A 25985-nucleotide genomic window follows, 5' to 3' on the forward strand; every position below is an offset into this window, starting at 1 on the left:
GGCTCTATTCGAATTAGAAGCATTTTGTGAAGGAGAGACGAACGTGGAAATACCTCTAAGTCTTAAGATTGATTGCCCAAAAGATTGTGGCAATGCACCCAAAAAGGTGATATTAAAGGAAATCACGGTTGCTCTGGCGACGAGAGATTATATTGGCCTGTGCGAAAATATGGCGGATGACATTCGCTGGAAGATTGCTGGCCATAAGAGCTTTTTTGGAAAAGAGGCCTTAAAGGATGCTTTGAATCAAAAAACTATCAATTCGTTAATTCAGCTACAGATTCAAAACATCATTACACATGGTTCGACTGGTGCGGTAAATGGAATCTTCGTATTTGATGATCATTCCACACTATCTTTCTGTGAAGTCTATAAATTTTCGAGCGCTGGAAAAAGTGCAAAAGTAAAAGAAATTGTGTCATATCGAGTAGAAGAAAAGCTGATGTATTAGTTTTTTTAAGCCGTTTAATAACGATTTGTGAATACTCATACCAACTTATGAAGCATGTGAACTCATGAAAGAGTCTTAAAGGATATCTGGGCTCTAAAGCAGAATATATTTCTGTAAAAAGGAGGGGCCGTTGTGAAAAACCAAAATCTTCATCCGTTGATGTTCTTTGCCCTAGTCATTGTCACTACTTTTCTAATGGGCTCTTCTTTTACCGTAGGCAAAATTGGTTTGAGCTATGTCTCTCCATTGTTATTGGTTGGATTAAGATTTTCGATCGCCGGTTTGCTGATGGCGGTGCTTGTCAGGAAAATGGTTAAGCCAAATAAGCTGGCTGACTGGGGAAGGATTTTCACCATCGGTTTAGTGCAGACTGCCGGGGTCATGGGCTGTATTTTCTTGAGTTTACGTACCATTACTGCGGGCGAGTCCTCGATATTAACCTTTACCAATCCATTAATGGTTGTGATCATGGGGACGATTTTCCTGGGGATTCGATACAGGCTTCTTCAATGGCTTGGAGCGATTATAGGGTTCATCGGTGTATTCAACACATTAGGTTTCCATCTGCAGCTGACAGTTGGTACACTTTTCGGCTTGGGGGCAGCTGTGTTCTGGTCAATCGGAACAATCCTGATCAAACAATGGGGCAGCCGCTTCAATGTCTGGGTGCTGACTGCTTATCAAATGCTCTTCGGAGGGATTCTCCTCTTAATAATGGGGATCACGTTGGAAACACCAAAGCTGACGATTACTCCAATTTCAATCTCGGTTATTCTATGGCTGGCGATCATGGCCTCGATCGTCCAGTTTGCCATTTGGTTTTACTTGATCAATCAGGGCGACCCTGGCAAGACGAGTGCTTTCTTGTTCCTTGCACCGTTTTTTGGTGTGCTAACTGGCTGGGTACTGCTAGATGAAGTCGTTGAATGGTACGTGTATGCTGGCGGAGCGCTGATTTTCACAGGAATTTTCCTGGTGAACTGGACGTTTAAAGAGAGAGTGAAATTGTCATCCTTGTCAGAGAATGGATAGAATCACATAAGCCGAGCCAAAGATACTGCGAAATCGAAAGCCACAGCTTAATAATGTGGATTGGAACCATATGTCTTATATCTATTTAAGGAGACAGTTGGCAATAAAAGGAGTAATGGTCATGATAAAAAGAGGCTTAGTTATACTAGTGGGTATGGTGTTGATGGGTTTTAGCTCGATTGAAGTGGACCGTCATGTCCCGCCTGAAGTTGTCGAGACTGCAAAGGATAATTATAGAGAATTTCTTTCATTTGTTTTCAACGATGGAAATCGGGAAGAATGGAGAATCGGACAGTTTGTTGCTGAAAACCAATTAGTAATCGACAATAAATTGAATTTGACGATAAGACCTATCGATTTGTGGATTGCGCCTGTACTATACAATGGAGTAATCATAGGTTCAATGAGAGTGTCTCAACCATCTGAGGGAAGGTATGAAATCGTCGAATTTGGTTATTCAAAATCCTTTCCACCTTTACAGTTAAAGCCGGACGAATATCTTCTTACCAATGTTCAGTATAATTTCGATTTAGGATATGCTCCCTCCAGGGATAACATTCGTCCTGTTGGTGGTATAGTCCGCCTTTTTGAGGAATGGGGAGTCAGTACGGAAGGCATCTCAATTAGTGAGTTTGAAGTATTGCTCATCCAGCATTTAAAGAAAACTTATCCTGACCGTTTTCCCGAAAATCCGCCAGTGTCCCGGCTATATTTAGCTTTGATACCAATTACCACAATAGCAATAGTTGTAGCACTGTTTAGGTTGAGAAAAATTAAACGACTGAAGAAGTTGGCTAAATCCGGTCCCAGCATATATTGAAGAAAGAATAAAAAATTTTTGCAGGCCGTATCTTTCCCCTCCCTCAATCCGTTTAAGGGGCAGAGAGGTTCAAAGGAGTGAACAGGATGTCGATCGACAAGCTCAGAAAAATGGATATAGCAGAGGATACCGGTGTCATGGACCATTATGACAATCTTAAGAGATATTGCCGGTTTTTAACGCAGAGCAGCTGGGATGGTGAAGACCTTCTGCAGGAAGTGACAGTTAAGGCGATTCGCCATTATGAGCCTTCACAGATCAGCTCGGCATTGTTGAAAAAGATGGCTTACAACCATTGGGTTGATACGGTCAGGAAGCGCAGCCGTGAGATTACGGGAATATCGGAAGATCTCGCTTCATTCACTCATGGCAACGTAATCGATACAGTCGAGATGATTTTGTCCAAATTGACGCCGAAGCAGGCTGTTATTTTCGTGTTGAAGGAAGCATTCCGTTTTCAATCACGGGAAATTGCTGAGCTAATGGAGACAACGGAAATGGCCATAAAAGCATCACTTCACCGGGCCAGAAAACGGCTCGAACGCGATGGAAACCTTCGACAAGTGGATCAGGAACTCAACGAGGATGAAGAAAAGCTGCTGTCAGACTTGCTTTGTGAATCACTTCAGTCTGAGGATCCGACTGTGCTGCTTGAAAGCATCCAGGAGATCGCTTCACTTGCTCCCTGTTCACCGGAGATGTCTTTGCACGCCCGTTCCCCTCTCTCTACTTTCAAAATGGCTGCGTAAGCAGGAAAGGGAGGACCATAGTGAGTACAATTCCTTATGTCATCGAACAATCAAACCGGGGAGAGCGTTCATACGATATTTATTCCCGGCTGTTAAAAGATCGGATTATCATGCTTGGAGATGAAATCAATGACCAGGTGGCAAACAGCGTTATTGCTCAGCTTCTGTTTCTTGAGGCAGATAATCCTGAAAAGGATATCTCGATCTATATTAATAGTCCTGGAGGTTCAACCACAGCAGGATTCGCGATTTTTGATACGATGGAATACATCAAGCCCGATATCAGCACCATCTGTATCGGAATGGCCGCATCTTTTGGTGCCATGCTGTTGCTTGCCGGTACAAAAGGGAAAAGATTTGCACTGCCAAACAGTGAGATCATGATTCACCAGCCTTTGGGCGGGGCAAGGGGCCAGGCGACGGAAATTGAAATTTCAGCAAAAAGAATCCTTAAGCTACGTGATCACGTGAATCAAATTATATCTGAGAGAACTGGCCAGCCTGTGGATAAAATCGCAAAAGATACTGACAGGGATTATTTCATGAGTGCCCAGGAAGCTTTGGAATACGGGATTATTGATAAGATTATTACACGGACTTAATGGAGAGCTGCCACTGGCAGCTCTTTTTGTTTAATAGTTTTCATAAAGTTTTTTTGCAATTCCAACAGTAATGATCAACTGGTATTATTTCGTCGACAACTGGTATTAAAAAGTTTTCAACTAGTATTAAAAGTGCTTCAACTGGTATTAAATCTTGGCCAACTGGTATTACCCGCAAAAAGCATTAACAGCTGCTGGTTAGTGGGCCCAGCAAGTCATTTTTGATTTTTTTCTAGAACTGATCAAACGAAACTGTTATAATCGAATTTATATTTTAAAAATTCAGAGGAATCAACCTCCATGAAAACATCATGAATTAATGAACAGTAAAGGGGAATGTCCATGAATATCTACGGATCAGAAAAGATTAGAAAAATGACGTCCAGTATCTTTCAGGAAGTGGTTGACCGAAAGCAGGCTGTCCTGATGAACGGGAAAGATGTGATTGACCTGAGTATAGGGAGTCCGGATTTTGGGCCGCCTTCATTTGTCATGGAGGAGCTTGCTAGATATTCGATGGATCCAGGGAGATATGGATACACATTAAAGGGAATTAGTGAATTCAATGAGGCGGTTACGTATTTTTACAAGCAGCGTTATTCGGTTGAGCTTGATGAAAAATCGGAAGTTCTGCAGCTAATGGGCTCACAGGATGGACTTGCGCATCTTGCTACTGCGATCATTGACCCAGGTGATTATGTACTTGTTCCAGATCCAGGTTACCCAATCTATGAAGCTAGCGTGACGATTGCAGGCGGGACTATTTATCCAATGCCTTTACTGGAGAAAAATAAATTCCTGCCGCAGCTGGATGAGATTCCTCTTGAAATATTAGAAAAGACGAAGATGATGATTTTGAGTTATCCGGGAAATCCTGTCACCGCTCTGGCTGACCGAAGCTTTTTTGCACAGGTGGTCGAATTCGCAAAAGTACATAATATCCTGATCGTCCATGATTTCGCATATTCTGAATTGATTTATGATGGGAATCCGCAAATTAGTTTCTTATCCGTACCGGGTGCAAAGGATGTTGGGGTTGAGTTCAATTCACTCTCCAAAACTTTCAATATGGCGGGCTGCCGCATTGGCTATGTCGCTGGAAATTCGCAGGTGATCAGCATTCTTGCTTCCTTCAAATCGCATATCGATTACGGTATTTTTTACCCGATCCAAAAAGCAGCGATTGCGGCATTGACTTCTGACTATTCTTTTTTGAAGGATCAGCTAAAGCAGTATGAGGCGCGACGAGATGCTTTGGTTTCAGGGTTTAGGAGCAGCGGATGGCAAGTGGCCAATTCTCCGGCAACGATGTTCGTATGGGCTAAAATTCCTGCTGGCTGGAAATCACGCGATTTCGCCTTCAAGCTAATTGATGAGGAAGGAATAGTCGTCGTTCCTGGTGATGCTTTTGGCAAACAAGGTGAAGGCTATGTAAGAATTGCCATGGTTCAGCCGCCAGAAAGACTGATCGAAGCATCTCAAAGGGTAAATAAATTTCTGTCTGGGTTTCCGGTTGGAATATAAAATATTTCGATAAACGAATTGACTTTTGAATGAATTTAGAATATTATCACTTTATCGCACTAAAATTAAATACTAAATGTCTTCTTATCAAGAGAGGTGGAGGGAAAGGCCCTGCGAAACCTCGGCAACAGGTTCTGAAAGAATACTGTGCCAATTCCTGCGGACTAAAGGTCTGAAAGATGAGGAGAGAGTATTCAAGAGCTCTCTTCTTTATGAAGGGAGCTTTTTTAAGAGGCTTATTCATAAGTCTCTATGTTTTTTGTGTAATACCAACTTAACGGGTTGGAAAAGTTAGTTTAATTGAGCGGAGGAGAGATCAGGATGAAATACGGATTTTGGCTGCCAATCTTTGGCGGATGGCTTAGGAATGTAGAGGACGAAAACATGCCACCTACCTTTGACTATACAAAGAAAGTGATTCAATCAGCAGAGCAATGGGGCTACTCTACAACATTAATTGCAGAATTATACTTAAATGATATAAAAGGTCCAGAGCGCGATTCTCTTGAAGCCTGGACAACTGCTGCAGCACTCGCTTCGGTAACAGAAAAAATTGAAATCATGGCTGCAGTAAGACCGGGCTTCCACAATCCTGCCATCACGGCAAAAATGGCAGCGAACATTGATCAGCTTAGCAACGGGCGATTCACTCTTAATGTGGTTTCAGCATGGTGGGAGGAAGAAGCGCGCCAGTACGGCGGGATTTTTACCGAGCATGATGAGCGTTATGACCGGACTACAGAGTTCATCGATGTACTCAAGGGCCTTTGGAGTGAAGACAACTTTTCATATGAAGGCAAATATTATCAGCTCAAGGATACGAAGCTGTTCCCGAAACCGGTTCAGCGGCCGAATCCGGTTCTTTATGCCGGCGGGGAAAGTCCAAAAGGAAAACAGACCATTGTTGAAAAATGCGATGCCTATGTCATGCATGGCGGGACAGTAGAAGAAATTGAACGGAAAATAACAGACATGAAAGACCGTAGAGCCGCTACGTCTAATCAAGAACTGTCGGAGTTCGGAATGGCTGCCTATGTGATTTGCAGAGACACTGTGGAAGAAGCATTTGCAGAATTGGAACGTATCACGACTGTGAAAGAATCAAGTGCCTATGCCGGCTTTAAAGATTTTACGAGCAAATCCCAGTTAGAACAGCAAATCCAGCTGCAGGATTATTCTGTATCCAACAGGGGATTGCGCCCGAATTTGGTTGGCACTCCAGAGCAAATTGCCGAGCGGATTTTACAGTACGAAGAAGCAGGTCTAGGGTTGCTGTTATTGCAATTTTCTCCGCAGCTCGAGGAAATGGAACGTTTCGCAAAGCAGGTAATGCCGCTTGTTGAGGCAAAAAGAAAGCAAGAGATTGCTTGATCTACATGAAGGAGATGGATTAAAATGACCAAAGTATACATCATACATGAAAATAGTGAATGGACAATACATTTAACAAAGCGGCTTGAAGAGCAGGGAATCCCATATGAAGAATGGCATCTGGACGAAGGCCTGCTGGATTTATCGAAGGAACCGCCAGAAGGGATTTTTTATAGCAGGATGAGTGCTTCGTCTCACACAAGGGGCCACCGTTTCGCTCCGGAATATACTGCCCAGGTTTTAGCCTGGCTGGAGGCTCACGGCCGCAAAGTTTTCAACGGATCGCGTGCGCTGGAACTGGAAGTCAGCAAGGTCAAGCAATATCTTGAGCTGACCAAGCATGGAGTAAGGACTCCGAGAACAATTGCGACTGTTGGTAAAAAACAGCTGTTGGATGCTGCAAAGGAATTTGACGGGAAGGCATTTATAACGAAACACAATCGTGCAGGTAAAGGTCTGGGGGTTCAGCTGTTTCAATCGATTGATGCATTGAAATCATATGTTAGCGGACCTTCTTTCGAAGAACCGGTTGATGGTGTGACGCTCATTCAAGAATATATTCAGTCCCCGGAAAGCTATATTACTAGATGCGAGTTCGTCGGCGGCGAATTTGTCTATGCAGTGAGAGTCGATACTTCGGAGGGATTTGAATTGTGCCCGGCAGATGCCTGCCAGATTGGGGACCTGTTCTGCCCTGTAGGAGAAGAGGTTGAAGAAAAGCCAAAATTCCAGGTGATTGAAGGGTTCAACGACCCTGTTATTGAAAAATATAAGAGAGTACTAGAATCAAACAATATTAATGTTGCCGGAATCGAATTTATCAGAAATGAGTCTGGTGAAATTTTTACTTATGATATCAACACGAATACCAATTACAATTCAGATGCCGAAGCAAAGGCAGGGAAGTTCGGCATGCTCGAGCTGGCAAGTTTTTTAAGGAAAGAGCTTGATGCGAAGTATGGGATAGTGACAAGATAGCAGGGAATCCCCCTGCTTTTTTGCTTTTTTTGAGGAATAATGTGATAAACTATAATTAACAAAAGATGGAATTTTACTGCGGGAGATTAAGAGAAATGAATGGTCATATGTTGAAGAATAAATTAAGTGCTGATTGTGAAAGCTGCTTTGGATTATGCTGTGTGGCTTTGCCTTATGCAAATTCAGCTGACTTTGCTTTTGATAAAGATGCCGGGGTGCCTTGTCAGAACTTGCAGAAGGACTACCGCTGTGGGATTCATAACCAACTTCGGGATGAAGGCTTCAAAGGATGTACGGTTTATGAATGCTTCGGTGCTGGGCAGAAGGTTTCGCAGATTACTTATAAGGGACAAGACTGGAGAGTCCAGCCAGAGACAGCAAAGGAAATGTTTGATGTTTTTCCGGTTATGCAGCAGCTTCATGAAATGCTGTGTTACCTGGAAGAATCGATGTCACTAGAAGAGGCGAAACCTCTATACAATCTTCTTAGGGAAGTCTATGAAGAAACAGAGGAGCTAACAAATCTTGAAGGAGCCGAGATTCTGTGTTTGGATATTCCTGCACATCGAGTTAAGGTAAACGAGCTGTTCTTAAAAACGAGTGAATTGGTGCGTTCGAAAGTAAAAAACAGAAAGCATCCTAGAGGAAAGAACCTATTTGGAGCAAGGTTAAAAGGTGCTGATCTTAGAGGTTCCGATTTGCGCGGCGCAATGATGATTGCAGCTGACCTAAAAGGAGCTGACATGAGGGTGTGTGATTTTATAGGTGCAGACCTGAGGGACGCTGACTTAAGCGGAGCAAACCTGAAAGGCAGCTTTTACCTGACTCAGGCTCAAATAAACTCAGCGAAAGGAAATGCTGAAACAAGATTACCTTCGAATTTAAAAAGGCCAAAGCACTGGTGATTTTCAAAGGAGGAGTTTGGACTGACTGCAATTATAATATTGATTGGAAGTATCTTCAGTGTCCTGGCTGTCGGTTTTGGAGCCGGAGTTTGGAATGATAAGAAATAATTTTTAAAATAAAGTGTCAATCATTTTGTCCCATAGTATAGGGGCAGTTTAACCGATACTATGGGACAAATTTTATGAGTATATCCCTCTGATTTATCGCAGACTATCTATAGGTGATAAGGATGAAAAAAATACTCTATTGTATGATTTGGGCCTGCTGCATTGTTCTTTTGGCATTTGCGTATGATGATTATCTCTATGTAAATTTTAAGGTGGATTCTGCAGTGGGAGTTGTTGAAGATAAAGGGATAAGTATATCGACCAAAAATATCTATGGGAATTTTGCAGAGGAACGAAAATACTGGATTCAACTTAACGGAGAAAAAATGGTTGTGAACAAATCTGTTTATGATGGAGCACAACAACACAGGAAAATAAAACTTATGATTACTAGCCATGGAATGGCGATAGAATAAAAAACTCTTGCTGGGCAAGAGTTTTTGGGTAATTGATATTAAGCTTTTTCCTTACCGCAAAGTAAAAGCAGGATTGTCCATTCGATGCAAAATAGGGTGAAGCCTAAAATGTAATCTATTGTTTTCTCTCGCATTTTTACCAGCTCCTTGAAGAGGATTACAGGCTAATTATACGTGCACAAGGAAGCTTTAGGCTGGCAAAAAAGTGAGAGATAAATGAACAAAACAAGGATAATATGTGAACGGAACAACTGGCCCTCTATCTGAGGGCCAGTTGTTTAAAATGACAGTTAAAACGAGGCGTTTTACCAAGTATCTCCGCGCTCTTTTTTCAGTTCTTTCATTTTCTCGACCCAGTCATCCACTCTTTGCCTGATTTCCTTGCTTTCTGTGTCTGCTTTTTCGCGATTGGTTTTGCTCATGGCATAATGAAGTTCTTTCATGGCCTCGCTGCGTTCGAAGCCCCAATCCCTTAACTCGGAATATTGTTCATCTGTGACCCAGCCGTTCTCGGACATGATGGCGGCTGCGTCGATGATCCGGTGTGCTTCCTTTCTTCCAACGGTCCATAACTCAAGCGGGGACTTTTCTGCAACTTTATATTCAGCGACCATATCCCATCCGTCTGGTGCCATCGTAAAGGCAAATGCCAGGTCAAGGGTGGAGGGGAGCCACTCGTACTGGATCGTATTTTTCAATTCCTCAGGGCTATCAGCTTTGAAGTATTCTCCGTTTCCGGCTTCAGCAACTGCCTTTAACTGATTCTCTGTTTCGCCATCAACATCAAACCCAATGATATTGACCGTACTTTCAGCATTCTTGGCAATCAGGTCCTTGCTTGCCTGGACGGGATCTCCATCACAGGTCTCCGCTCCGTCACTAACAATGTAAATCGTCGTGTTGCCCTCATAGCTGCTGCTCATTTCTGCGGCTTTATGAATGGCACCTGCAAGTGGTGTCCAGCCTTTGCTGTCAAAGGAATCGACCGCTCCGTGGAAAACTTCTTTTTCGTATTTTCCTATAGGATACACTTCCTCAATTCCTGAACAGGAAGCTCCTTTATCGGCATCTGAATCGGTTCCTTTATGACCATAAACAAGCAGTGAAATCTCACTGGACTGGCCGATTGTTTTGGCGAAGCTTTTTACAGCGTCTTTGGCGATCTCCATTTTTGCCCGCCCATCCACTTGTTGAAGCATACTTGAGCTTGCATCAAGAAGGATGATCGCTTTATCTGAAGCCTTCGTTTCATCATCTGTACTTTCAGACTTTGTCGGGTCAGGCAGGAAAGGCTCCTCGAAATGCGGTTCATAGTCCCTGGCATTCTCGATAATCTTTTTGTAGTGTGGACTGGCTAAAAGGGAAACAAGTCCTTTTTTAATCGTCTCTAAATCATCGGTTTCGTTAGCAAGCTGTTCAAGCTTTGCCGGCAGTTTGTTTTTCAACTCTGGATCCAGTTCTGGGGTATTGAAACCGATATCCTCTATATCTTTTTCATAGCTCAGGTCGACCATCATCGAGCCGGGCTCCAGGGCTAGAAGGCTTTCTTCTGTTACTTCTAAACTTATATTCTTCAAGTGATCAAGGTTACTCCGCTTTGTTTCTTCCTTTTTGACAACTTCCTTAGCCGGTTGTTCGGCTACCACTTTCTCATCAGGTTCATCACTGCTGCACGCAGAAAGAACGAGTGACGTGAATAACATGAATAACAGCGAATACCGTTTCACAAAAATCCTCCTCATCAAGTTTTCGCCTATGTAAAAACATCTTCATAGAGTTTAACATGATTCGTGAATAGATTTGAAGTAATTTCCATGGAAGATTACTATCATGAGTAAAAACTTCCCGAATGACAAAAAATGAGCAGTGACTAAGGAGGAATGACTATGAATATGATGGAACTTCCTGCACTGCTTGTTTTGGATGTTCAAAAGGGGTTTGACGATCCATATTGGGGAAAGCGGAATAACCCCGAAGCGGAAGGGAATATCGCAAGTTTATTGACAGAATGGCGGAATAGAAAAGGCCATGTCATCTATACGAAGCATCTTTCGCTTGACCCGGCCTCTCCTTTGCATCACCGAAAGCCACAGGGTACTGAATTCAAGGATGTCGTAAAACCCTTGGAAGGGGAGGTTATTTTTACGAAAAACGTGAACAGCGGCTTCATTGGAACCGAGCTGGAATCGTACTTGAGACAAAACAAGATAAAGTCAGTGGTGATTACCGGATTATCAACTCAACACTGTGTCTCGACAACGACCAGGATGAGCGGAAACCTCGGCTTCAATAGTTTCCTTGTGTCTGACGCAATTGCCGCTTTTGAAATCACGGACCACAAGGGAGTGAAGCACACTGCGGATTCCATCCAGGACCATGAATTGGCGATGCTTCAGAAGGAGTTTGCTACGATCGTTACTGCCAATGACCTGATTAGACAACTGAATCAAAAGTAAAGCGCAGGAGCTTCCTGCGCTTCTTAAGTGTTTTTGCCCAAAAGTTTCAGGAACCGATGGTAAGGGCATTTCGATAGGGAAGTATCGTCATCCCGAAGAAAATATTGGCGCCACTCAAAATTATCCTGTGCTCCGTATGTGTTCAGGTCAGGATGAATTGAGATGCTATCGTATTTCGCTAGCCTTTTTCTTACCTGAGACTTAATTCTCTTGGCATAGCTTTGAGATTTATTGAATTCCTGCAGAACCCAGCGCGGAGTAATCGCAAGCATCATCACGTCAAAATGTCTGCTCTTGCGGTTTTTATGTGCAGGGGTTGCACAATACATAAAATATTTCTCTCCATTGAAGCAGAATTCCCAGACTGGGTCGTGCGGGTCTTGTGGGATATCATTGGGCCATTCAAATGCATCCAATGCAGTTAAGCCTGAAAGATGCTCCCAGAAAATTTGTTCATATTCCTCGACAGGCGCATTCTTCATCGACTCTGGTGTTTCATAGAAAATAATCAAAGAAGTGTAATTGCCAAACTCCCTTGATTGTTCTGTATAGGTAGTCAATAAGCTTGCAAGCTCTTTGATCGTCGTGTCCCTCCTTGGATTTCCAACAAATCCATATCTAAGCTGATTCGTTGAAAATCCAATCGTTGCAGGTATGCAGGGGAAAGGTTTTTCTTTATCACTCATTTTCAGAAAGAATTTTTTAAGTGCTTGCTTTTCCCATTCCAGCAACTCACCTCGGGAGGAGGAACCATGTGTATACAAGCCATTCATCATAGTCACCTCCAATAGCTTCTACACTATATTCAAAATGAGGCTCGTGGGGGAGATGTCCCGGGACAAATGGGCAGCAACCCAGTTTTATGTATTAGAGCCAGCAGAATAATGAACATAGGGGAGCTTTTTGTAGTGGGTTTTTGTTTCATTTTGATCAAAGAGGATAAATGGTAATATAAAGATAGCTAGAGTAAGGAGGGATTTCCATGCAGCCAGTGATTTTATTCGATGGAGTTTGTAACTTTTGTGATGCGAGTGTCCAATTTATTCTAGACCGTGACGAAAAAGAGTTATTCCGTTTCGCATCGCTCCAGAGTGATGCCGGACAGGAATTGCTGAAGGAATATAATGTGCCTGATGATGTGGACAGCATGATTCTGATTGAGGATGGGAAGGTTTATTATAAATCTTCCGCCGCTTTGAGAATTAGTCGACATTTGCGCGGGGCATGGAAGCTTCTATATGTTTTTATGATCGTTCCGCCTCCAATCAGGAATGTGGTGTATGACCTAATTGCCAAAAACCGTATCAAATGGTTCGGCCAGAAGGACAGCTGTATGCTGCCTCCGCCCAATGTGCGGAAGAGATTTTTATAAAGTAAAAAACGGAAAAGCTGAATGTCAGCTTTTCCGTTTTTTTAGCTAGTGAAGGTAGAGTAGCGCCAGTAATGATTGGCCATTGGATCTGCCATCATTTCGAGCCCTTTGCTGTGAGCCTGGTGGATGACTTGCCATTCATCTGTTCCCGGCTCCTTAAGATAAACCTCGTGTTCAGGGGCCTGATCGTGGATTCCGACCAGATCGTATTCGTTGTCTTTATAAAAGGTTCCGCAAACATGGTAGTCAATGGCAGGGGAAACGACGAGCGGATTGCTGACAGAATGGTTCAGGTGAAACTTGACTCTGTCATCGTCTGTAAGCACCTTATCCAATTGAATTCCTTCGTCAGATGCCCTCGCTGTTTCTATTGGTTCCTGTTCACTATTGAATGCCTCTGTTTTACCGGTAGCCTTGCTTAAAAGTGCAGACGGATTATCAGTGTCGATAAATATGTCGCCCCTTGTCCTGAATTCTGAGGACTCAGGATCGAATGAGCGATGATCGCCTTTAAAAATTTGATCCTGTGAAGCGGCATTCGGATTCTTAAGCCATTCTTCTTTTAAAAATGTTGTGTATCTAAGCTGCCAGTTTCCTGGCTTAAGTTTGCTTTCCTGCGGAGATTTCAACAATCCGTTTATTGGTCCAATCCTTTTGGTGATAGTAAATTCTTCATCAGCCGCCATTTCAGTAGAAGAATCTTTCTTGATTACCCCCACCGCATTGGCGATAACCGATTTCAGCTCCCATTTTACCTGATCGGAACGCTGCAAAGGCCGCCTGGCTTCGATTCTGTAAGTATGATCCTTATCATCGTCGATTTCTTTATCGGTAAAAGCGCAGGAAGTTACTGTTCCAAGCTTTACCCCGTTCCTGAAAATACTATATTCCGAAACACCCTCGATCGGTTCCCATTCAAAACTAATTTGACCAGGAATAACAATCGTGGTAATTAGCAAATCCTCGAGAACATTCTCTCTTTCCTTGAAATCCACTGCAGTAGTTGTTTGGATTCGCATTCTGTCCATTGCATTGCCATGATCATCAAGGGTTTCTATACAGTATGTGTAAAGTGTCCCCGGAACAAGGTTTTGATCCACCAGCTTCGGTTCCAGTCCTTCGTATACGAGTTTATTACTTCGAAAAACACGATATGGCCTGTCAACACCTTTCCATTCAAGCTTAATATGTGTTGCAGCTTGCTCAATATTTTTAAGCATCCTTGAGTGGGAAGAAGCAGCAGTCTTGCGCCGGCGATTCCATTTGACAGCATATAGTGTCCCAGCAATGCCTAGAGCAGCAATCGGCAATATTTTGCCAGTTCGATATGATCTTAATGTTTGCAATTGGGTCTCATTATTCATTCATCCACCACCTTGAGTTTTTTACTATTTACCCAAAGTAATGACGTTCTAATAGAATGTCTGTTGATTATGGGTTGGTAAAATAAGGGACAGCAAGTCTAGTAAATTGGCTATTTATGAATGGCTTTTGTTATTTTTATGGTAATATAATATTTAATGAGATGGATTTGAATCTGAATGGTGATTTTCGATTTTACATATTTCAAGTCAAAGAATGTAGGAGCGTTGGCGATGTTACGTTTAAAAGGAATACTTATGATTGTCATTGGAGCCATGCTCTGGGGGATGACGGGGTCGATCATGGAGTGGATGCTCGCAAATACTGAATTATCAGTACCTTTTATCCTGTCAATCCGGATGATGATTGCAGGAAGCAGTATCCTTGTGTTCCTGGCAATCAAAAAAGAAGATATTTTCACCGTGGTGAAAACGCCATACTGGCGGAATCAGCTTATCGTATTCAGCATTATTGGAATGGTCGGATTGCAATACACTTTTACGATGGCCATTGAAGCGAGCAATGCTGTCGTGGCAACCTTGTTGCAATTTTCCGCTCCAATCTTTGTGGTACTCTATGTTTCTTTTAATCATAAAAAATGGCCGCCGCGCTATCAGATGCTTGGCATCGCCGGTACATTGGCCGGGCTGTTCCTGTTATTGACGAACGGTTCCTTAAGCAATCTGCTGGTCAGTCCGGCCGCCTTGCTATGGGGAATCGCAGTAGGACTAACATTTGCTTTCTATACACTTTATCCGGCTCGCTTAATGAAGGAATGGAGCGTATTGGCGATTGTTGGCTGGAGCATGTTGTTTGGCGGAATTGTCCTGGGAGTAATCAACCGAGTTTGGATGAGCAATGAATGGCTTATTTTAACTCAGCCAAAGATTATTTTCATCATGACGATCTCGATTTTCTTCGGCACACTGGCCTTCCTGCTGTTCTTAGGCAGCATGAACTATATAACCGCTGTTGAAACTAGCATTCTATCAAGTGTTGAGCCTTTAACCGTAATGGTCATTTCAGTGATATGGTTTGATACGATGCTCAAAAGCGTCCAGCTGATGGGAGCGATGATCATGCTAATCTTCGTGACCTGGCTGTCGATCGGCGATAAGAAAGCATCAGTTGAAGGACGGGTTGCTAAGCAGAATAATAGTTAATCATTTAGAGCCGCCAATCTTGGCGGCTTTGTTTATTTGTAGGCGAGTAGAAATTCCTTGTTGTGTGAACCAGGCAAGATTAGAGAAAACTGTATTGGTTTTGTCTGAACCCAAAGCAACTTCAGACAAAACCAGAGGAAGCAGCCGGAAATTTTTCCGAACCCCAAGCAACTTCGGACAAAACCGGAGGAAACAGCCGGGAATTTTTCCGAACCCCAGGCAACTTCGAACAAAATAGGAAGATATCCTCTAGAACAATCTTAGGATACTTTATGTCCTAATCGAAAAACTCCATATGTCCTTTTTCTTGTTTGTAATAGTCAATTCTATCCTGTAAGGTCCCCGTATGGAACTCGAATTTATGCCCATCTGGATCCGTAAAATAAATAGACATTTTATCTTTTTCATTTCTTATCCGGCCTGGTAAAATGTTCACTTCTAAATCTTTTAACCTTTTATACATTGGTTCAAAATCTTCTTCATTGATTGAAAAAGCTATATGTGTATAGGATTGGTTAATTTCTTTACCAGGTATGTCATTCTCAACATTCAGGGCAAGCCATATACCATTAAGATCGAAGTAAGCGGTAGTTTTACCTTTTACTAATAATTTTGCATTAAATACGTTCTTGTAAAAAGCAATTGATCTTTCTAGATCAGAAACAGAAAATAATAAATGGTTAATACCCTTGATCTCCACTTTTCTCACCTCAAAATAATATCTATAAATAAGATATCAAAATAGGCGAATCCCTTGTCGGTTTCTTGATAAATTTCTAAAAAACTGAACGGTCCCTTTAAAAAGTGAAGGGTTTTTCTTCATCGATGTGGAAATTAAAGGAAGTGAAAGGAGAGATAAAAATGATTAAAAGATATACTTACCAGGCCAAGCCTGAAAGATTAGATGATATTAATAGGTTCTTTCATACACATATTTATCCGATTCAAATTAAAAATGGAGCAAAATTAATAGGTCGCTGGGTGAATGACACCAAGAACGAGATTTTGGTTATCTGGGAATATACCAGCAAGGAGCAATATGAAAGAATCGAAAGTCTACTCAAAAGTGTGAAACCTTACGATATGGATTTTTACACAGATGCAGACGAAGATTTCATGTCTTCCACTGCCCCATACCCTTCGGCTTATCATCCACCTAAACATTTATTGTCTGTTAGTGGGTATGTCACAAATCAAGATGGAGAAGTTCTTCTTGTCAGGAATTTTCACCGTTCAGACACTATGGAAATGCCTGGCGGCCAGGTTGAGGAAGGCGAAACATTGGAGGCGGCCATTCATCGCGAAGTATTCGAAGAAACGGGAATTACTGTGAATTTACTTGGAATAACCGGTATTTATCAAAACGTAACGATCGGGGTTACATGTGTAGTCTTCAGAGGTGAGTATCAATCTGGTGAAGTAAGAACAGCAGAGGGAGAAACTTCAGAAGTCTTTTTCACTAAATTAACGAGAGAAAATATAGAACAATTTATTACAAGAAAACAATTTAGGGACAGGGCTCTTGACGCAATGGACGCAAACTACATTCCTTATGAAGCATTTAAAGCAAGACCATATGAACTAATCAGGAGGTTTGATGTGATAAAAGAGTATAGCTAGCTTAAAACGAATGTATTGTTACTCTTTCACGCAGTTTCAGGGTATATTAGAAATATCCAAAGGGATTTCTATTGACTTATAGGGGAGAGTATTATGTCATTTAAAATAACGGCTAAGGGAGAGCAGCTGGTTCTCCAGCAAATTGACAATTTGGAACAAGAGCTGAAGCAAGTGCGGTTTGATAAAAATATTGCCTTCAATGCGTGTGGGGACGATAAGATTGCTAACCCTAATTTTCATAAATTGGAGCAGGATGAGCGTATATTAGTTGAACGGATTCAGGAGATTCAGCATGTGTATAAGACAGCGGAACTGATTAAGGTTGATGAGCCTAATACTGAAGAAGTAGAAATTGGATCAATCGTGAAGTGCTCGTTTGAGTACCCCGATTTTACCGAAGAAGAAGTGTACGAGATCGTCGGTTACGGCGAATCGAATGTAGAGGAGAACAAAATCTTCTATGACACACCTGTTGCTAAAAAATTGATAGGGCTGAAAATTGGTGACGAAACGGTTATGTCAGTACCATCTGGAAAAGTGAAATGCAAGGTTTTGAAGATGTATCGTGGATGGGAAGATGTTGAGGTCTAACTTTACCTAAGTAGCGGCGTTGGTCCAAAGGGATTGACGCTTTTTTTGTATGCAGCGTAATAAGCGGGCTTAAGCTTGGAGCTTTTTTAGACTCCAAGCTTAAATGAGAGGTTTTTTAGATGTTATCAATTTCTATAACATAGTAGTTTTCAAAAATGCCTAATTCAATTTCTGAAATTATTTAGATTTGACCAAATGATAATACTCGCGGTCGAAGATTCGGTAATAAATCCATGAAGGGACTTTGTCATGGTACGGCTGTACGCTTGCAACGGTTTTCCATTGTGTTTCATGTGCAAGCAGTACATGTTTGCGTGCAGATGCCTCGGAAGCCATCGGGAAGGCGATTGTTGGTTCAGGCAAGCCTTTATCCCGTGGGTAACGCTCTTTGAAAGTAGGGGATAGCTTGAGTGCAAGGTCAATCATTGGCTGTGGAAGTGTGGCGAAATATAGCCTCTTCACGGAGGAATCTTCTTTTTCCATTTCCTCCGTCACGACTTCTCTTGTCAACTTGCTCATCACTACATGATCAGGATGTCCGTATAAACCGACTACATCATCGTAGGTAATGACAGTTGTAGGCTTATATTGATCAATTAGTTTTTTAATTGTTTTCTTGATGTCCTCATGATCCGCATCAGCCAGGCCGCTGTCAGGATAATCATAAACTTCAAGATGATCAATATTGAGGATGCCCGCTGATTTCTCCAGTTCCTTCGTCCGTGTTTCGCCCAGTTTTTCCTTAGGCACAAGCCCGCCAGTTCCGCCAGCTTCACCTCTGGTAAAAGTAGCGAGGACAGAGGTAACATCTTTATCCTTATTCAATTTGTGGTATGTCCCCGCAATCATGATTTCATCATCCGGATGAGCAAAGATTGCCATAATCTTTTTCGGGTCACCTTCAGGAAAAAGTTCCTCTGAAACAGTGATATCCTCATCATTCACATAAAAATTAGCATACATTACCGCTCCAGCGACCAACACCACCAGCAGACCGACAGTTGAGAGCAGCAAAACAAACAAAGGTTTCTTCCATTTTTTCATGAGATTACTCCTTTGGAGAGACTATTAATCTAGTATATGAGTTCATTTAAAATTCATTACGGAAAGAGGGCAGAAGGATTCATCTTTTGCGATTAAACCCGTACGTTATTAATAATATTATTATGTTAACTACCATTAGGTTTTTTATAGAAAAAATGACTTCGTCAAGATACTGTCCTGTTTTTAGATAACCTTACCTTAAGAATGAATTCCACTGCACCTCAAAAACATCCTCGCATGAAGTATTCCTCAATTGTGTCGAGAAGAAGCATTTTATTGTAAACCGATCATGTAAAAGTGTAGTAGTTTAGAATTTTTCATAAAGGCTATAACAGAATTATGAAGTTACGTCCCAGAGTTATTTTGGCACGTTTTGCATTGATTTAGTAGTACGTAAAAATATTATGTTAACCAGAATAAATTTTTACTTTTAGATTATTATAACAAGAAATAATAAGTAAAGGAGTTAGTCTATGAAATCATATGAAGTGACAAATATGATAATTGATGATGAATCTTATGGTGAGGAACATGTAACAGTTGAATTGACATTGGGGCAACAGAATTATATCATCACTTTTCAAAAGTCAGACTTGGAATTGATGAATGCCTGGAGTGTGGAGGATGGAACCACATTGCCGGCTAATCTTTCTGAGAATCTGTTGAATTCTATAAAAGAAGACATCAAAAAGAAAATCTAGTTCATGACTAGATTTTTCTTTTTGTTAAAACCTCTGCACAGATTAGCCCGAAGTATGTTGGTGCTTCGTAGGAGAGGAATTCTATATGCCTCTCTTCGGGTGGTATTGCACCAGCAAGGATGAGTGTTTGCCAGATTCCGTCTGGTTTAGCGGCTTCGATGAAATCTGCGTCAAAGTTCGCCATTTTTTCGAGTTCATTGGTTTTTATCAACTGTACTGCTTGTTCATCCAGTTCTTTGGCCGCTGGGTCAAACCCATATGGACCTTGTTCGTCATGAGCATGAGCCCAGTCACAGCTCGCAATTAATCCGACTTTCTTGTCGTATTGAGCGACTGCCGAACGAAGAGATTCACCGAATTCAAGATGCTCCTGGAAGGAAAGATCTCTTGATGGTGTAATCACTACGACTGGAACATCCGGCATGAAACGGAGAGGGACAATAGCACCCCAGTCCAATTGCAGGCATGAGATTGGGCCTGCTGCAGTTCCGAAATTTATGATAGACGATGGGAGTCCGTTTTTTATCGCTTCATCGTTAATTTTTCGCGCTAAGTCTTGTTCTACTCTTTTTTTCATTTTAATAGTTGCCTCGTTCTCAGTCCAACTTCCTTCCAGACGTTCAGAATCGGTTATCGAAAATCGTCCATTGATCCTTGTACCGTGAGGACTGAGCACGACGATACAATCAGGGCTGGCAGCTGCCATTTTTTGTCCGAGCAGCTCCATGCTTTTTCTGGTGGAGTCCATACGCTCGGGAATGGATCCTTGCAATTCAGGAATGATTTCACCTCCATGGGGGGCAATACATGCAAAAACAAATGGATTCAAGGTGTCTACCTCCTTTTTATAATACTTAATTAGCTACATAAGATGCAGAATCCTTCTAGTTTCCAAATTCTTGCTTGTCTAACTGTATGGATTTTAGGGTAAAGACAGCTAACGAGACAGCAAGGAGGAAAACAAATGGGTAGAAGTATCGAGAGAAAGGTGCCATTTGGACTTGCCATTATCCCTTTGTTCGTTATGGTAGTAGCAATGGCAGTAACGATAGTGAAGTTTGAAGGAGACCCTCATATACCTTTGATTATCGGAACGGTGGTGGCAGGTCTTGTTGCCTGGTTCGCAGGCTTTAAATGGAATTTCATTGAAGAAGGAATTTATAAAGGGATTAAAATGGCGTTGCCAGCTATTCTAATCATTATTACAGTTGGAATGATCATCGGATCGTGGATTGGCGGCGGAATTGTCGCGACAATGGTATACTATGGCCTTAAAATCATGAGTCCATCCATGTTCCTTGTATCGATTAGTGTGATTACAGCTTTGATCACTCTGGCAATAGGAAGTTCATGGTCCACAATGGGGACGATCGGCGTTGCAGGCATGGGAATTGGCATGAGCATGGGAATCCCAGCACCAATGGTAGCAGGAGCGATCATTTCAGGCTCTTGCTTTGGTGATAAAATGTCGCCATTATCTGATACGACAAATCTTGCGGCAGGGATAACGGGAACGGATCTGTTCGCCCATATCCGCCATATGATTTACACAACCATTCCCGCATTTGTGATTGCACTGGGAGTCTACTGGTATCTTGGAAGAGACTTTAGCAATGCCGGAGTCGATAATCAAGAAATCCTTGAAATCATGAATGTGATTCAATCAAATTTTATCGTATCACCTTGGCTGCTTTTAGTTCCAGCAGCAGTAATTCTACTGGTTGCCTTTAAGGTACCAGCACTTCCAGCTCTTATCGTTGGGGTGTTCATGGGGTGGATCGCCCAATTTACCGTGCAAGGCGGCGCAATAGCAGATGCAGTTAATACACTTCAAAACGGTTTTACGCTTGAAACTGGGAACGCTTCTGTAGACGAATTATTCAGCAGAGGCGGGATTCAGGATATGATGTATACCGTTTCCCTTGCTTTGATTGCAATGGCTTTTGCTGGAGTCATGGAGCAGACTGGAATGCTTCAGTCAATAGTAGAGAAAATTCTCAAGCTTGCCAGGACAGCACGAAGCCTGGTTGTCTCTACGATCGCAACCTCGTTTTTAACAAATGTGGCTGCAGGGGAGCAATACTTGTCTGTCCTTTTACCAGGACGAATGTACAAAAAAGCATATGAAGACAAAGGTCTTCATTCTAAAAATCTATCGCGCGCAATTGAGGATGGCGGAACCGTGACATCGCCACTGGTACCATGGAATACATGTGCCGTGTTCATTATCTCCGCGCTTTCTGTCCATCCATTCGAATATGCGCCATACGCTGTGCTCAATTTCACAGTACCAATTTTATCGATAATCTTTGCATTATTCGGTTTCAAACTGGAGTTTGTCAAGAAAGAAGATTATAAAACGGAAGCTGAGAGGAAAGCTTCATAGTTAGTTAAAGGGCAGTCCCGTTGGGCACTGCTCTTTTTGGTACGTACATATTTTTGTTCTGGAAAGGAAATGTTAACCACGATTGAAAAAAATCATTGGAGGTTAGCAGATGTTCTATCATATAAAAGAGTTGCAATATAATGCCAGGCCGGACCGTCCCGATCCTGTTTATGCGAAGAAGCTCCAGGAAATCCTCGGTGGGCAATATGGAGAAATGAGCGTCATGATCCAATACCTTTTCCAAGGTTGGAATTGTCGTGGTGAAAAGAAATATCGCGATATGCTGTTGGATATCGGTACGGAGGAAATTGCTCATGTAGAGATGCTTGCGACGATGATTGCCCAGCTGCTCGATGGTGCACCTGTGGAGGAACAAGAAGCTGCTGCGAAGGACCCAATTATTCTTGCAGCCATGGGCGGCATGAATCCTCAGCATGCAATTGTCGGCGGGCTTGGCGCAAGGCCGGATGACAGCCAGGGCTATCCGTGGAATGCACGTTATACGATCGCAAGCGGCAATATGCTGGCGGATTTCCGTGCGAATTTAAATGCTGAGACGCAGGGAAGGCTTCAAGCGGTTAGATTGTATGAAATGACTGATGATCCGGGAGTCAGGGACATGCTTTCCTTCCTGATAGCGAGAGACCATATGCATCAGCTACAATGGATTGCGGCCATTTCAGAGCTTGAGGAAAAAGAAGGGCTTGTCGTTCCAAGCACCTTCAACCAGCAGTATGAAAAGCAGGAAGTGAGCCACTCTTTCATGAACTTCTCAAAGGGTACGGAAAGTGCTGAAGGAAAATGGGCTTCCGGTGCCACACCAGACGGAAAAGCACAATTCGAATATATCGAAAATCCTGAAGCGATGGGACAAATCCCGGAATTGGCTCCGGCACCAACTCATATGCATGGCACACCTCCGCCAGGGAAGTTGCCACCGAAAAATTTGTAGGTTTTTAGAAAAAGGAAAAGAGATTGGACTTTGATCCAATCTCTTTTATTAATTCCGCCCGGCGCCTCTCTGAAAAGCTCTCAGGTGGTTTTTCGAAGCATTTCCTAATTGGGTAAAAACCATTTTTGCATCCTCAGGCAGGGCAGGGATGGTTTTTAACTTATCATACATGGCAATATTGTCGATCTCGGCCTGGACTCCGTCATTAAATGCTTCCTTCAATGTACCTGGTGCTGTAACGTATTGTTTTGCGTTGTCTTCGGGAATCGGTTTGTTGTATTTCTGAAATAAAGCAACAAGGGCACTGATATGCTGCTGTTCGGCTGCCTTTATATTGCTGAATGGCCGGATGTTGCCGAATTTCCCGATGACTGCATCGTAACGGGCCTGGGCGAGGTATTCGTCCTGGATGGCGTATACTAAAGCTTCATCGAATGTGATTGAATTATCCTTTAAAGCACCCTTGGCACCGAAGTCAGCAGGCAGCTCTGTTTGTGCCTGTGCTGGACCGGAAAAACTGATGAAGAGAAACATGAATGCAACTACACTCATTAATTTTAATTTCATTGTAAAAACACTCCTTTTGAAAAATGGTCAACCTTATTATTTTCATAGAAGGGAATTTAATACTAAAAACGGATATGGGTTTAATTTGCTATGGTTATTCGATATAATAGACGTAACTTTTTTCAATAGGAGAGATACAATGCTTTCAAATATAGGATTTCCAGGGTTAATCTTGATTCTCGTGATTGCACTGATCATCTTTGGGCCTAACAAACTGCCGGAAATCGGACGAGCAGTCGGCAAGTCGATGAGAGAATTCAAGAACGCAACAAGTGGACTGACTGATGACATAAAAAAGGAAATCAGGGAAAACGACCAAGATAAGAAGAGTTGATCAAAGCTGCCATTGGCAGCTTTTTTGATTTTTGCGGGGAAAAGCTGTCCGGCAGCTAACAACCGAACAGCCTGAGATTATTTTCTGAAATAAATATGAAGCGCGGACAACAACAGGATCAATCCATTCAGCAGATACAGCCCAGTAAATATCACGGCCAGGATTCCGGCACCCCAGCCGCTGTCGTCCCATGTAAAACAAAAGTAAAGGGTGCTGAAAAATATGACTGGGGTGCACATGAGAAAGAGGAATCCGGCAATAATCCGTTTTTTTATATTCCTGACGGAGTGTTTAACGGCGAAATAATTCGTAATGCCAAAAAGGGCAATGTTCAACAAAAGGGTCAAGACGGTTCCAACAGCATCGGACATTATTTTCTCACCCCTTTTCGGAAAAATTTAAGAGCAAGGGCGAAGAGAAATACAATAATGGTGCAGACCAAAATTCCGGTGGCCAGCATGCCTACGCCAATTCCTGCCCACGGATCGTACATGGCAGCAACAACAAAGCTGGCGGCTATGGTGAGCATTCCGATAGACAGGCTGATGATTGACGGCAAAAACACTTTCCCAGGAAAAACGTAAACTGTGACCAGCATTAATAGCACCGTATACAACATACCAACCGTCCAGCTATTGACCGTGTAATCCACGGCTTTCACCGCAAAGTTGCTGGTTTCAAGTTCGGGCATTTCAAGTTTAACCTCTTTTACCTTCTGCGTTTCGAGGCTCACTGTCCGTAATTTATATTTCTCTGGCTCTTTTGGCCAATTGAAATACTCCAGGAAGAGAATTTCATTTTTCTGGTTAAAAAACACCGGTGAAACGACAGATGAATTCATGTTGGTGAGCCTTTCGGTATCCCCAGTTTGCAAATCCTTGAAAAATAAATCGTATTCAAACAGGGAAGTGTCTTTTGATTCTTCAGCTATTGTCGTAAAAGCAACAGCATTTTTTTCAGGTGATAAAGTTAAATAGAAAATATCATTTGGCAACTTCCCATTGAAATCCGCTGCATACACCCTTTGATCTTCCAGGTCAAAAGCATTTAAATCTTCAAAATCCTTGAAGATGATTTTCTTTTTTTCAGCAGCATAGACAAGGCTCTCCATTGTATTGAAGTCTCTGTCAGTCAACTGCTGCATCGAGGTTCCATCGATTTTTACAGAAAAAAGGTCATAGCCTTCCTGAGACTCTCCCTCAGACTTATGCAATTCTTCTGCTGGCGTGCTCGAAAAGAAAATCGTTTCGTTGTCATCAGAAAAAACGGCCTCGGATACATGCTGTGCGCCATCTGAAAGTTTTTTAGGATTGGTCCCGTCGACATGGGCAGTGTATAGGGACTGAACTCGATCTTTGTTTCGTGATAAATATAAGATCCTGCTACTGTCTGGTGAGAACTTCGGGTTAGTGTGATAAACCTCATTCGGATTGCTTATTCTTTTAACATCTGATCCATCCTGTCTCGCTGTAAAAATCGCTGAACTCCCATTATTGAAATAGGAAAAGGCGATGCGCTGATCATCATCTGATACCGCCAGACCACTCCCAAGTCCTGTATAATACTTGTACGAATCCCGATCACTCAATAACAGATAGCTGATACTTGATATCAACATCAAAGCAACTATAGTTATGGCTCCTATTAGGGATTTTTTTTTATTCATAGTGCTCCCCCTTTGGAAATTTTCTGATTTATTTACCATACATACAATATAGTGTAAATTTACACTAAATAAAAGGGTTTTTTAGGAAAAAAATATAAAAAATTCAAGAAAATATAATCTGTTGTTCATAATAGGACAATTTTAACCATGGTAAAATAATAGAGAGAAACTGTGAATTCAGGGGGTGCAGTGATGGTTTCAAGAGGTCAATCAGGAAAAAAACGTCCATCGAAACGTGTGATTACTGCAAAAAAAGAAATGAGGTCCGCCCATTTACTCCATGAATTTGACGAAGACGATCATGACTGGAAAAAAGAAAGAAAACACAATATTTCCCACTCCCATACATCAACATTAAAAGGCTACAACCATAACCACAGGTTAACAAAACTCAAAAATAGGCAGGCTTATCAAGCACAAGATGAGTATTAATGATGTTTTTTCTCAGACAGCTGTCAGAAGTGGCAGCTGTTTTTGTTGAGGAGAATTAGACCAGAGTTCGGACAGTATTGTGTTAGGGCGATGAGGTAACTGCCAGAAGAAGTAATGACTTCAGACAACTTTGCTGGGATCCGAGGAAAAGCTGTTAGAAGAAGCGCTGAATTCAGACAACATTGTGGTGATTAAAGAAAAGGCTGTCAAGAAAACAAAGGAATCTTGACAGGTTTGAATGCAAATGAAGAAAAGCTGTCAAGAAAACAAAGGAATCATGACAGGTTTGGCTGTAAATGGAGAAAAGTTGTCAAGAAAACAAGAAATCACTACAGGTTGAGCTGCCAAGCTTGGCAGTTTATTTCTATACTTTCGAGAAAAAG

Annotated in this window: 29 protein-coding genes and 1 riboswitch; of the genes, 20 read left to right on the plus strand and 9 right to left on the minus strand. The window is 42.1% G+C overall.

The genetic code is table 11. The features are described 5' to 3' along the window. Window positions 1-43: 43 nt before the first annotated feature. From RH061_RS09615 to RH061_RS09660, 10 genes are all read left to right on the plus strand, one after another. The gene (locus RH061_RS09615; protein ID WP_311075656.1) at window positions 44-451 is read left to right on the plus strand and encodes a nuclear transport factor 2-like protein; all 408 of its coding nucleotides are present in this window, start codon (window positions 44-46) and stop codon (window positions 449-451) included. Window positions 452-610: 159 nt separating this feature from the next. Continuing rightward, entirely contained in the window at window positions 611-1483 is an 873-nt protein-coding gene (locus tag RH061_RS09620) for a DMT family transporter (RefSeq protein WP_311076338.1), read from the plus strand. Between the two features lie 121 nt (window positions 1484-1604). Continuing rightward, window positions 1605-2303: a hypothetical protein gene (locus RH061_RS09625; RefSeq protein ID WP_311075658.1), complete on the plus strand. Its 699-nt coding sequence runs from the start codon at window positions 1605-1607 to the stop codon at window positions 2301-2303. 86 nt (window positions 2304-2389) lie between these two features. Then, window positions 2390-3052, plus strand: coding sequence for a sigma-70 family RNA polymerase sigma factor (locus tag RH061_RS09630; protein ID WP_311075660.1), 663 nt, complete (start codon window positions 2390-2392; stop codon window positions 3050-3052). Window positions 3053-3072: 20 nt separating this feature from the next. Continuing rightward, window positions 3073-3654 carry an ATP-dependent Clp endopeptidase proteolytic subunit ClpP gene (clpP, locus tag RH061_RS09635; RefSeq protein WP_311075662.1) on the plus strand — a complete coding sequence of 194 codons (582 nt, stop codon included), beginning with the start codon at window positions 3073-3075 and terminating at the stop codon, window positions 3652-3654. A 342-nt stretch (window positions 3655-3996) separates the two neighbouring features. Then, the gene (locus RH061_RS09640) at window positions 3997-5178 is read left to right on the plus strand and encodes an LL-diaminopimelate aminotransferase (RefSeq protein ID WP_311075663.1); all 1182 of its coding nucleotides are present in this window, start codon (window positions 3997-3999) and stop codon (window positions 5176-5178) included. 81 nt (window positions 5179-5259) lie between these two features. Continuing rightward, window positions 5260-5364, plus strand: a riboswitch (SAM riboswitch). 135 nt (window positions 5365-5499) lie between these two features. Beyond that, entirely contained in the window at window positions 5500-6549 is a 1050-nt protein-coding gene (locus tag RH061_RS09645; protein WP_311075664.1) for an LLM class flavin-dependent oxidoreductase, read from the plus strand. A gap of 24 nt (window positions 6550-6573) precedes the next feature. Next, on the plus strand, window positions 6574-7527 hold the full coding sequence (locus tag RH061_RS09650) for an ATP-grasp domain-containing protein (protein WP_311075666.1): 954 nt from the start codon (window positions 6574-6576) through the stop codon (window positions 7525-7527). A gap of 95 nt (window positions 7528-7622) precedes the next feature. Beyond that, window positions 7623-8432: a pentapeptide repeat-containing protein gene (locus tag RH061_RS09655; protein WP_311075668.1), complete on the plus strand. Its 810-nt coding sequence runs from the start codon at window positions 7623-7625 to the stop codon at window positions 8430-8432. Between the two features lie 230 nt (window positions 8433-8662). Further along, window positions 8663-8956: a hypothetical protein gene (locus tag RH061_RS09660; protein ID WP_311075670.1), complete on the plus strand. Its 294-nt coding sequence runs from the start codon at window positions 8663-8665 to the stop codon at window positions 8954-8956. A 305-nt stretch (window positions 8957-9261) separates the two neighbouring features. Here RH061_RS09660 and RH061_RS09665 read toward each other — a convergent pair whose 3' ends face one another. Further along, the gene (locus RH061_RS09665; RefSeq protein ID WP_311075671.1) at window positions 9262-10683 is read right to left on the minus strand and encodes a VWA domain-containing protein; all 1422 of its coding nucleotides are present in this window, start codon (window positions 10681-10683) and stop codon (window positions 9262-9264) included. A gap of 165 nt (window positions 10684-10848) precedes the next feature. On the opposite strand from RH061_RS09665, the gene RH061_RS09670 reads away from it, so the two are divergent. Further along, window positions 10849-11412: a cysteine hydrolase family protein gene (locus tag RH061_RS09670; RefSeq protein WP_311076340.1), complete on the plus strand. Its 564-nt coding sequence runs from the start codon at window positions 10849-10851 to the stop codon at window positions 11410-11412. A gap of 23 nt (window positions 11413-11435) precedes the next feature. Here the strand turns inward: RH061_RS09670 and RH061_RS09675 are convergent, their stop codons facing one another. Then, complete coding sequence (locus RH061_RS09675; RefSeq protein WP_311076342.1) at window positions 11436-12185, minus strand: YqcI/YcgG family protein; 750 nt, start codon at window positions 12183-12185, stop codon at window positions 11436-11438. Window positions 12186-12394: 209 nt separating this feature from the next. Here RH061_RS09675 and RH061_RS09680 point away from each other — a divergent pair, with 209 nt between their 5' ends. Then, window positions 12395-12784: a thiol-disulfide oxidoreductase DCC family protein gene (locus RH061_RS09680; protein ID WP_311075673.1), complete on the plus strand. Its 390-nt coding sequence runs from the start codon at window positions 12395-12397 to the stop codon at window positions 12782-12784. Between the two features lie 41 nt (window positions 12785-12825). Here RH061_RS09680 and RH061_RS09685 read toward each other — a convergent pair whose 3' ends face one another. Next, window positions 12826-14148: a DUF3238 domain-containing protein gene (locus RH061_RS09685; RefSeq protein WP_311075675.1), complete on the minus strand. Its 1323-nt coding sequence runs from the start codon at window positions 14146-14148 to the stop codon at window positions 12826-12828. 231 nt (window positions 14149-14379) lie between these two features. Between RH061_RS09685 and RH061_RS09690 the strand changes: the two genes are divergently transcribed. Continuing rightward, window positions 14380-15309 carry a DMT family transporter gene (locus RH061_RS09690; RefSeq protein WP_311075676.1) on the plus strand — a complete coding sequence of 310 codons (930 nt, stop codon included), beginning with the start codon at window positions 14380-14382 and terminating at the stop codon, window positions 15307-15309. A 277-nt stretch (window positions 15310-15586) separates the two neighbouring features. Here the strand turns inward: RH061_RS09690 and fosM are convergent, their stop codons facing one another. Then, window positions 15587-16009, minus strand: a complete 423-nt coding sequence (gene fosM, locus RH061_RS09695; RefSeq protein WP_311075678.1) for a FosM family fosfomycin resistance protein — start codon at window positions 16007-16009, stop codon at window positions 15587-15589. 161 nt (window positions 16010-16170) lie between these two features. On the opposite strand from fosM, the gene RH061_RS09700 reads away from it, so the two are divergent. Next, window positions 16171-16929 (plus strand): NUDIX domain-containing protein, encoded by a 759-nt coding sequence (locus tag RH061_RS09700; protein WP_311075679.1) that lies wholly within the window; start codon window positions 16171-16173, stop codon window positions 16927-16929. A gap of 93 nt (window positions 16930-17022) precedes the next feature. Continuing rightward, a complete protein-coding gene (locus RH061_RS09705; protein WP_311075681.1) occupies window positions 17023-17520 on the plus strand; it encodes a GreA/GreB family elongation factor in 498 nt (165 codons plus the stop codon). Between the two features lie 177 nt (window positions 17521-17697). Here RH061_RS09705 and RH061_RS09710 read toward each other — a convergent pair whose 3' ends face one another. Beyond that, window positions 17698-18564 (minus strand): PIG-L deacetylase family protein, encoded by an 867-nt coding sequence (locus RH061_RS09710; protein ID WP_311075683.1) that lies wholly within the window; start codon window positions 18562-18564, stop codon window positions 17698-17700. A 473-nt stretch (window positions 18565-19037) separates the two neighbouring features. On the opposite strand from RH061_RS09710, the gene RH061_RS09715 reads away from it, so the two are divergent. Further along, complete coding sequence (locus RH061_RS09715) at window positions 19038-19265, plus strand: hypothetical protein (RefSeq protein ID WP_311075685.1); 228 nt, start codon at window positions 19038-19040, stop codon at window positions 19263-19265. A 7-nt stretch (window positions 19266-19272) separates the two neighbouring features. Here RH061_RS09715 and RH061_RS09720 read toward each other — a convergent pair whose 3' ends face one another. After that, window positions 19273-20094, minus strand: a complete 822-nt coding sequence (locus tag RH061_RS09720) for a DODA-type extradiol aromatic ring-opening family dioxygenase (protein ID WP_311075686.1) — start codon at window positions 20092-20094, stop codon at window positions 19273-19275. A 147-nt stretch (window positions 20095-20241) separates the two neighbouring features. Between RH061_RS09720 and nhaC the strand changes: the two genes are divergently transcribed. Together nhaC and RH061_RS09730 are read left to right on the plus strand one after the other, a co-directional pair. Then, a complete protein-coding gene (nhaC, locus tag RH061_RS09725; RefSeq protein ID WP_311076343.1) occupies window positions 20242-21651 on the plus strand; it encodes a Na+/H+ antiporter NhaC in 1410 nt (469 codons plus the stop codon). Window positions 21652-21760: 109 nt separating this feature from the next. Beyond that, entirely contained in the window at window positions 21761-22603 is an 843-nt protein-coding gene (locus tag RH061_RS09730) for a manganese catalase (protein WP_311075688.1), read from the plus strand. 48 nt (window positions 22604-22651) lie between these two features. Here the strand turns inward: RH061_RS09730 and RH061_RS09735 are convergent, their stop codons facing one another. Then, window positions 22652-23170: a DUF2202 domain-containing protein gene (locus tag RH061_RS09735; RefSeq protein ID WP_311075689.1), complete on the minus strand. Its 519-nt coding sequence runs from the start codon at window positions 23168-23170 to the stop codon at window positions 22652-22654. Between the two features lie 139 nt (window positions 23171-23309). Here RH061_RS09735 and RH061_RS09740 point away from each other — a divergent pair, with 139 nt between their 5' ends. After that, window positions 23310-23504 carry a twin-arginine translocase TatA/TatE family subunit gene (locus tag RH061_RS09740; protein ID WP_311075690.1) on the plus strand — a complete coding sequence of 65 codons (195 nt, stop codon included), beginning with the start codon at window positions 23310-23312 and terminating at the stop codon, window positions 23502-23504. Window positions 23505-23581: 77 nt separating this feature from the next. On the opposite strand, the gene RH061_RS09745 is transcribed toward RH061_RS09740, so the two are convergent. Together RH061_RS09745 and RH061_RS09750 are read right to left on the minus strand one after the other, a co-directional pair. Then, window positions 23582-23875 (minus strand): hypothetical protein, encoded by a 294-nt coding sequence (locus tag RH061_RS09745; protein ID WP_311075691.1) that lies wholly within the window; start codon window positions 23873-23875, stop codon window positions 23582-23584. After that, window positions 23875-25170 (minus strand): TolB family protein, encoded by a 1296-nt coding sequence (locus RH061_RS09750; protein WP_311075692.1) that lies wholly within the window; start codon window positions 25168-25170, stop codon window positions 23875-23877. Before RH061_RS09750 ends, RH061_RS09745 begins: the two co-directional genes overlap by 1 nt. Before the next feature lie 192 nt (window positions 25171-25362). On the opposite strand from RH061_RS09750, the gene RH061_RS09755 reads away from it, so the two are divergent. Beyond that, window positions 25363-25602: a hypothetical protein gene (locus RH061_RS09755; RefSeq protein WP_311075694.1), complete on the plus strand. Its 240-nt coding sequence runs from the start codon at window positions 25363-25365 to the stop codon at window positions 25600-25602. Window positions 25603-25985 lie beyond the last annotated feature (383 nt).

It is taken from the genome of Mesobacillus jeotgali (genome assembly GCF_031759225.1).
Taxonomy (GTDB): domain Bacteria; phylum Bacillota; class Bacilli; order Bacillales; family Cytobacillaceae; genus Mesobacillus; species Mesobacillus jeotgali_B.

Coding starts and splice junctions, on each gene's coding strand:
- RH061_RS09620 (WP_311076338.1), top strand. CDS start 611: ATGTTCTTTGCCCTAGTCATTGTCACTACTTTTCTAATGGGCTCTTCT.
- RH061_RS09625 (WP_311075658.1), top strand. CDS start 1,605: ATGATAAAAAGAGGCTTAGTTATACTAGTGGGTATGGTGTTGATGGGT.
- RH061_RS09630 (WP_311075660.1), top strand. CDS start 2,390: ATGTCGATCGACAAGCTCAGAAAAATGGATATAGCAGAGGATACCGGT.
- RH061_RS09640 (WP_311075663.1), top strand. CDS start 3,997: ATGAATATCTACGGATCAGAAAAGATTAGAAAAATGACGTCCAGTATC.
- RH061_RS09645 (WP_311075664.1), top strand. CDS start 5,500: ATGAAATACGGATTTTGGCTGCCAATCTTTGGCGGATGGCTTAGGAAT.
- RH061_RS09650 (WP_311075666.1), top strand. CDS start 6,574: ATGACCAAAGTATACATCATACATGAAAATAGTGAATGGACAATACAT.
- RH061_RS09655 (WP_311075668.1), top strand. CDS start 7,623: ATGAATGGTCATATGTTGAAGAATAAATTAAGTGCTGATTGTGAAAGC.
- RH061_RS09660 (WP_311075670.1), top strand. CDS start 8,663: ATGAAAAAAATACTCTATTGTATGATTTGGGCCTGCTGCATTGTTCTT.
- RH061_RS09670 (WP_311076340.1), top strand. CDS start 10,849: ATGATGGAACTTCCTGCACTGCTTGTTTTGGATGTTCAAAAGGGGTTT.
- RH061_RS09675 (WP_311076342.1), bottom strand. CDS start 12,185: ATGAATGGCTTGTATACACATGGTTCCTCCTCCCGAGGTGAGTTGCTG.
- RH061_RS09680 (WP_311075673.1), top strand. CDS start 12,395: ATGCAGCCAGTGATTTTATTCGATGGAGTTTGTAACTTTTGTGATGCG.
- RH061_RS09685 (WP_311075675.1), bottom strand. CDS start 14,148: ATGAATAATGAGACCCAATTGCAAACATTAAGATCATATCGAACTGGC.
- RH061_RS09690 (WP_311075676.1), top strand. CDS start 14,380: ATGTTACGTTTAAAAGGAATACTTATGATTGTCATTGGAGCCATGCTC.
- RH061_RS09700 (WP_311075679.1), top strand. CDS start 16,171: ATGATTAAAAGATATACTTACCAGGCCAAGCCTGAAAGATTAGATGAT.
- RH061_RS09705 (WP_311075681.1), top strand. CDS start 17,023: ATGTCATTTAAAATAACGGCTAAGGGAGAGCAGCTGGTTCTCCAGCAA.
- RH061_RS09710 (WP_311075683.1), bottom strand. CDS start 18,564: ATGAAAAAATGGAAGAAACCTTTGTTTGTTTTGCTGCTCTCAACTGTC.
- RH061_RS09715 (WP_311075685.1), top strand. CDS start 19,038: ATGAAATCATATGAAGTGACAAATATGATAATTGATGATGAATCTTAT.
- RH061_RS09730 (WP_311075688.1), top strand. CDS start 21,761: ATGTTCTATCATATAAAAGAGTTGCAATATAATGCCAGGCCGGACCGT.
- RH061_RS09735 (WP_311075689.1), bottom strand. CDS start 23,170: ATGAAATTAAAATTAATGAGTGTAGTTGCATTCATGTTTCTCTTCATC.
- RH061_RS09740 (WP_311075690.1), top strand. CDS start 23,310: ATGCTTTCAAATATAGGATTTCCAGGGTTAATCTTGATTCTCGTGATT.
- RH061_RS09745 (WP_311075691.1), bottom strand. CDS start 23,875: ATGTCCGATGCTGTTGGAACCGTCTTGACCCTTTTGTTGAACATTGCC.
- RH061_RS09750 (WP_311075692.1), bottom strand. CDS start 25,170: ATGAATAAAAAAAAATCCCTAATAGGAGCCATAACTATAGTTGCTTTG.
- RH061_RS09755 (WP_311075694.1), top strand. CDS start 25,363: ATGGTTTCAAGAGGTCAATCAGGAAAAAAACGTCCATCGAAACGTGTG.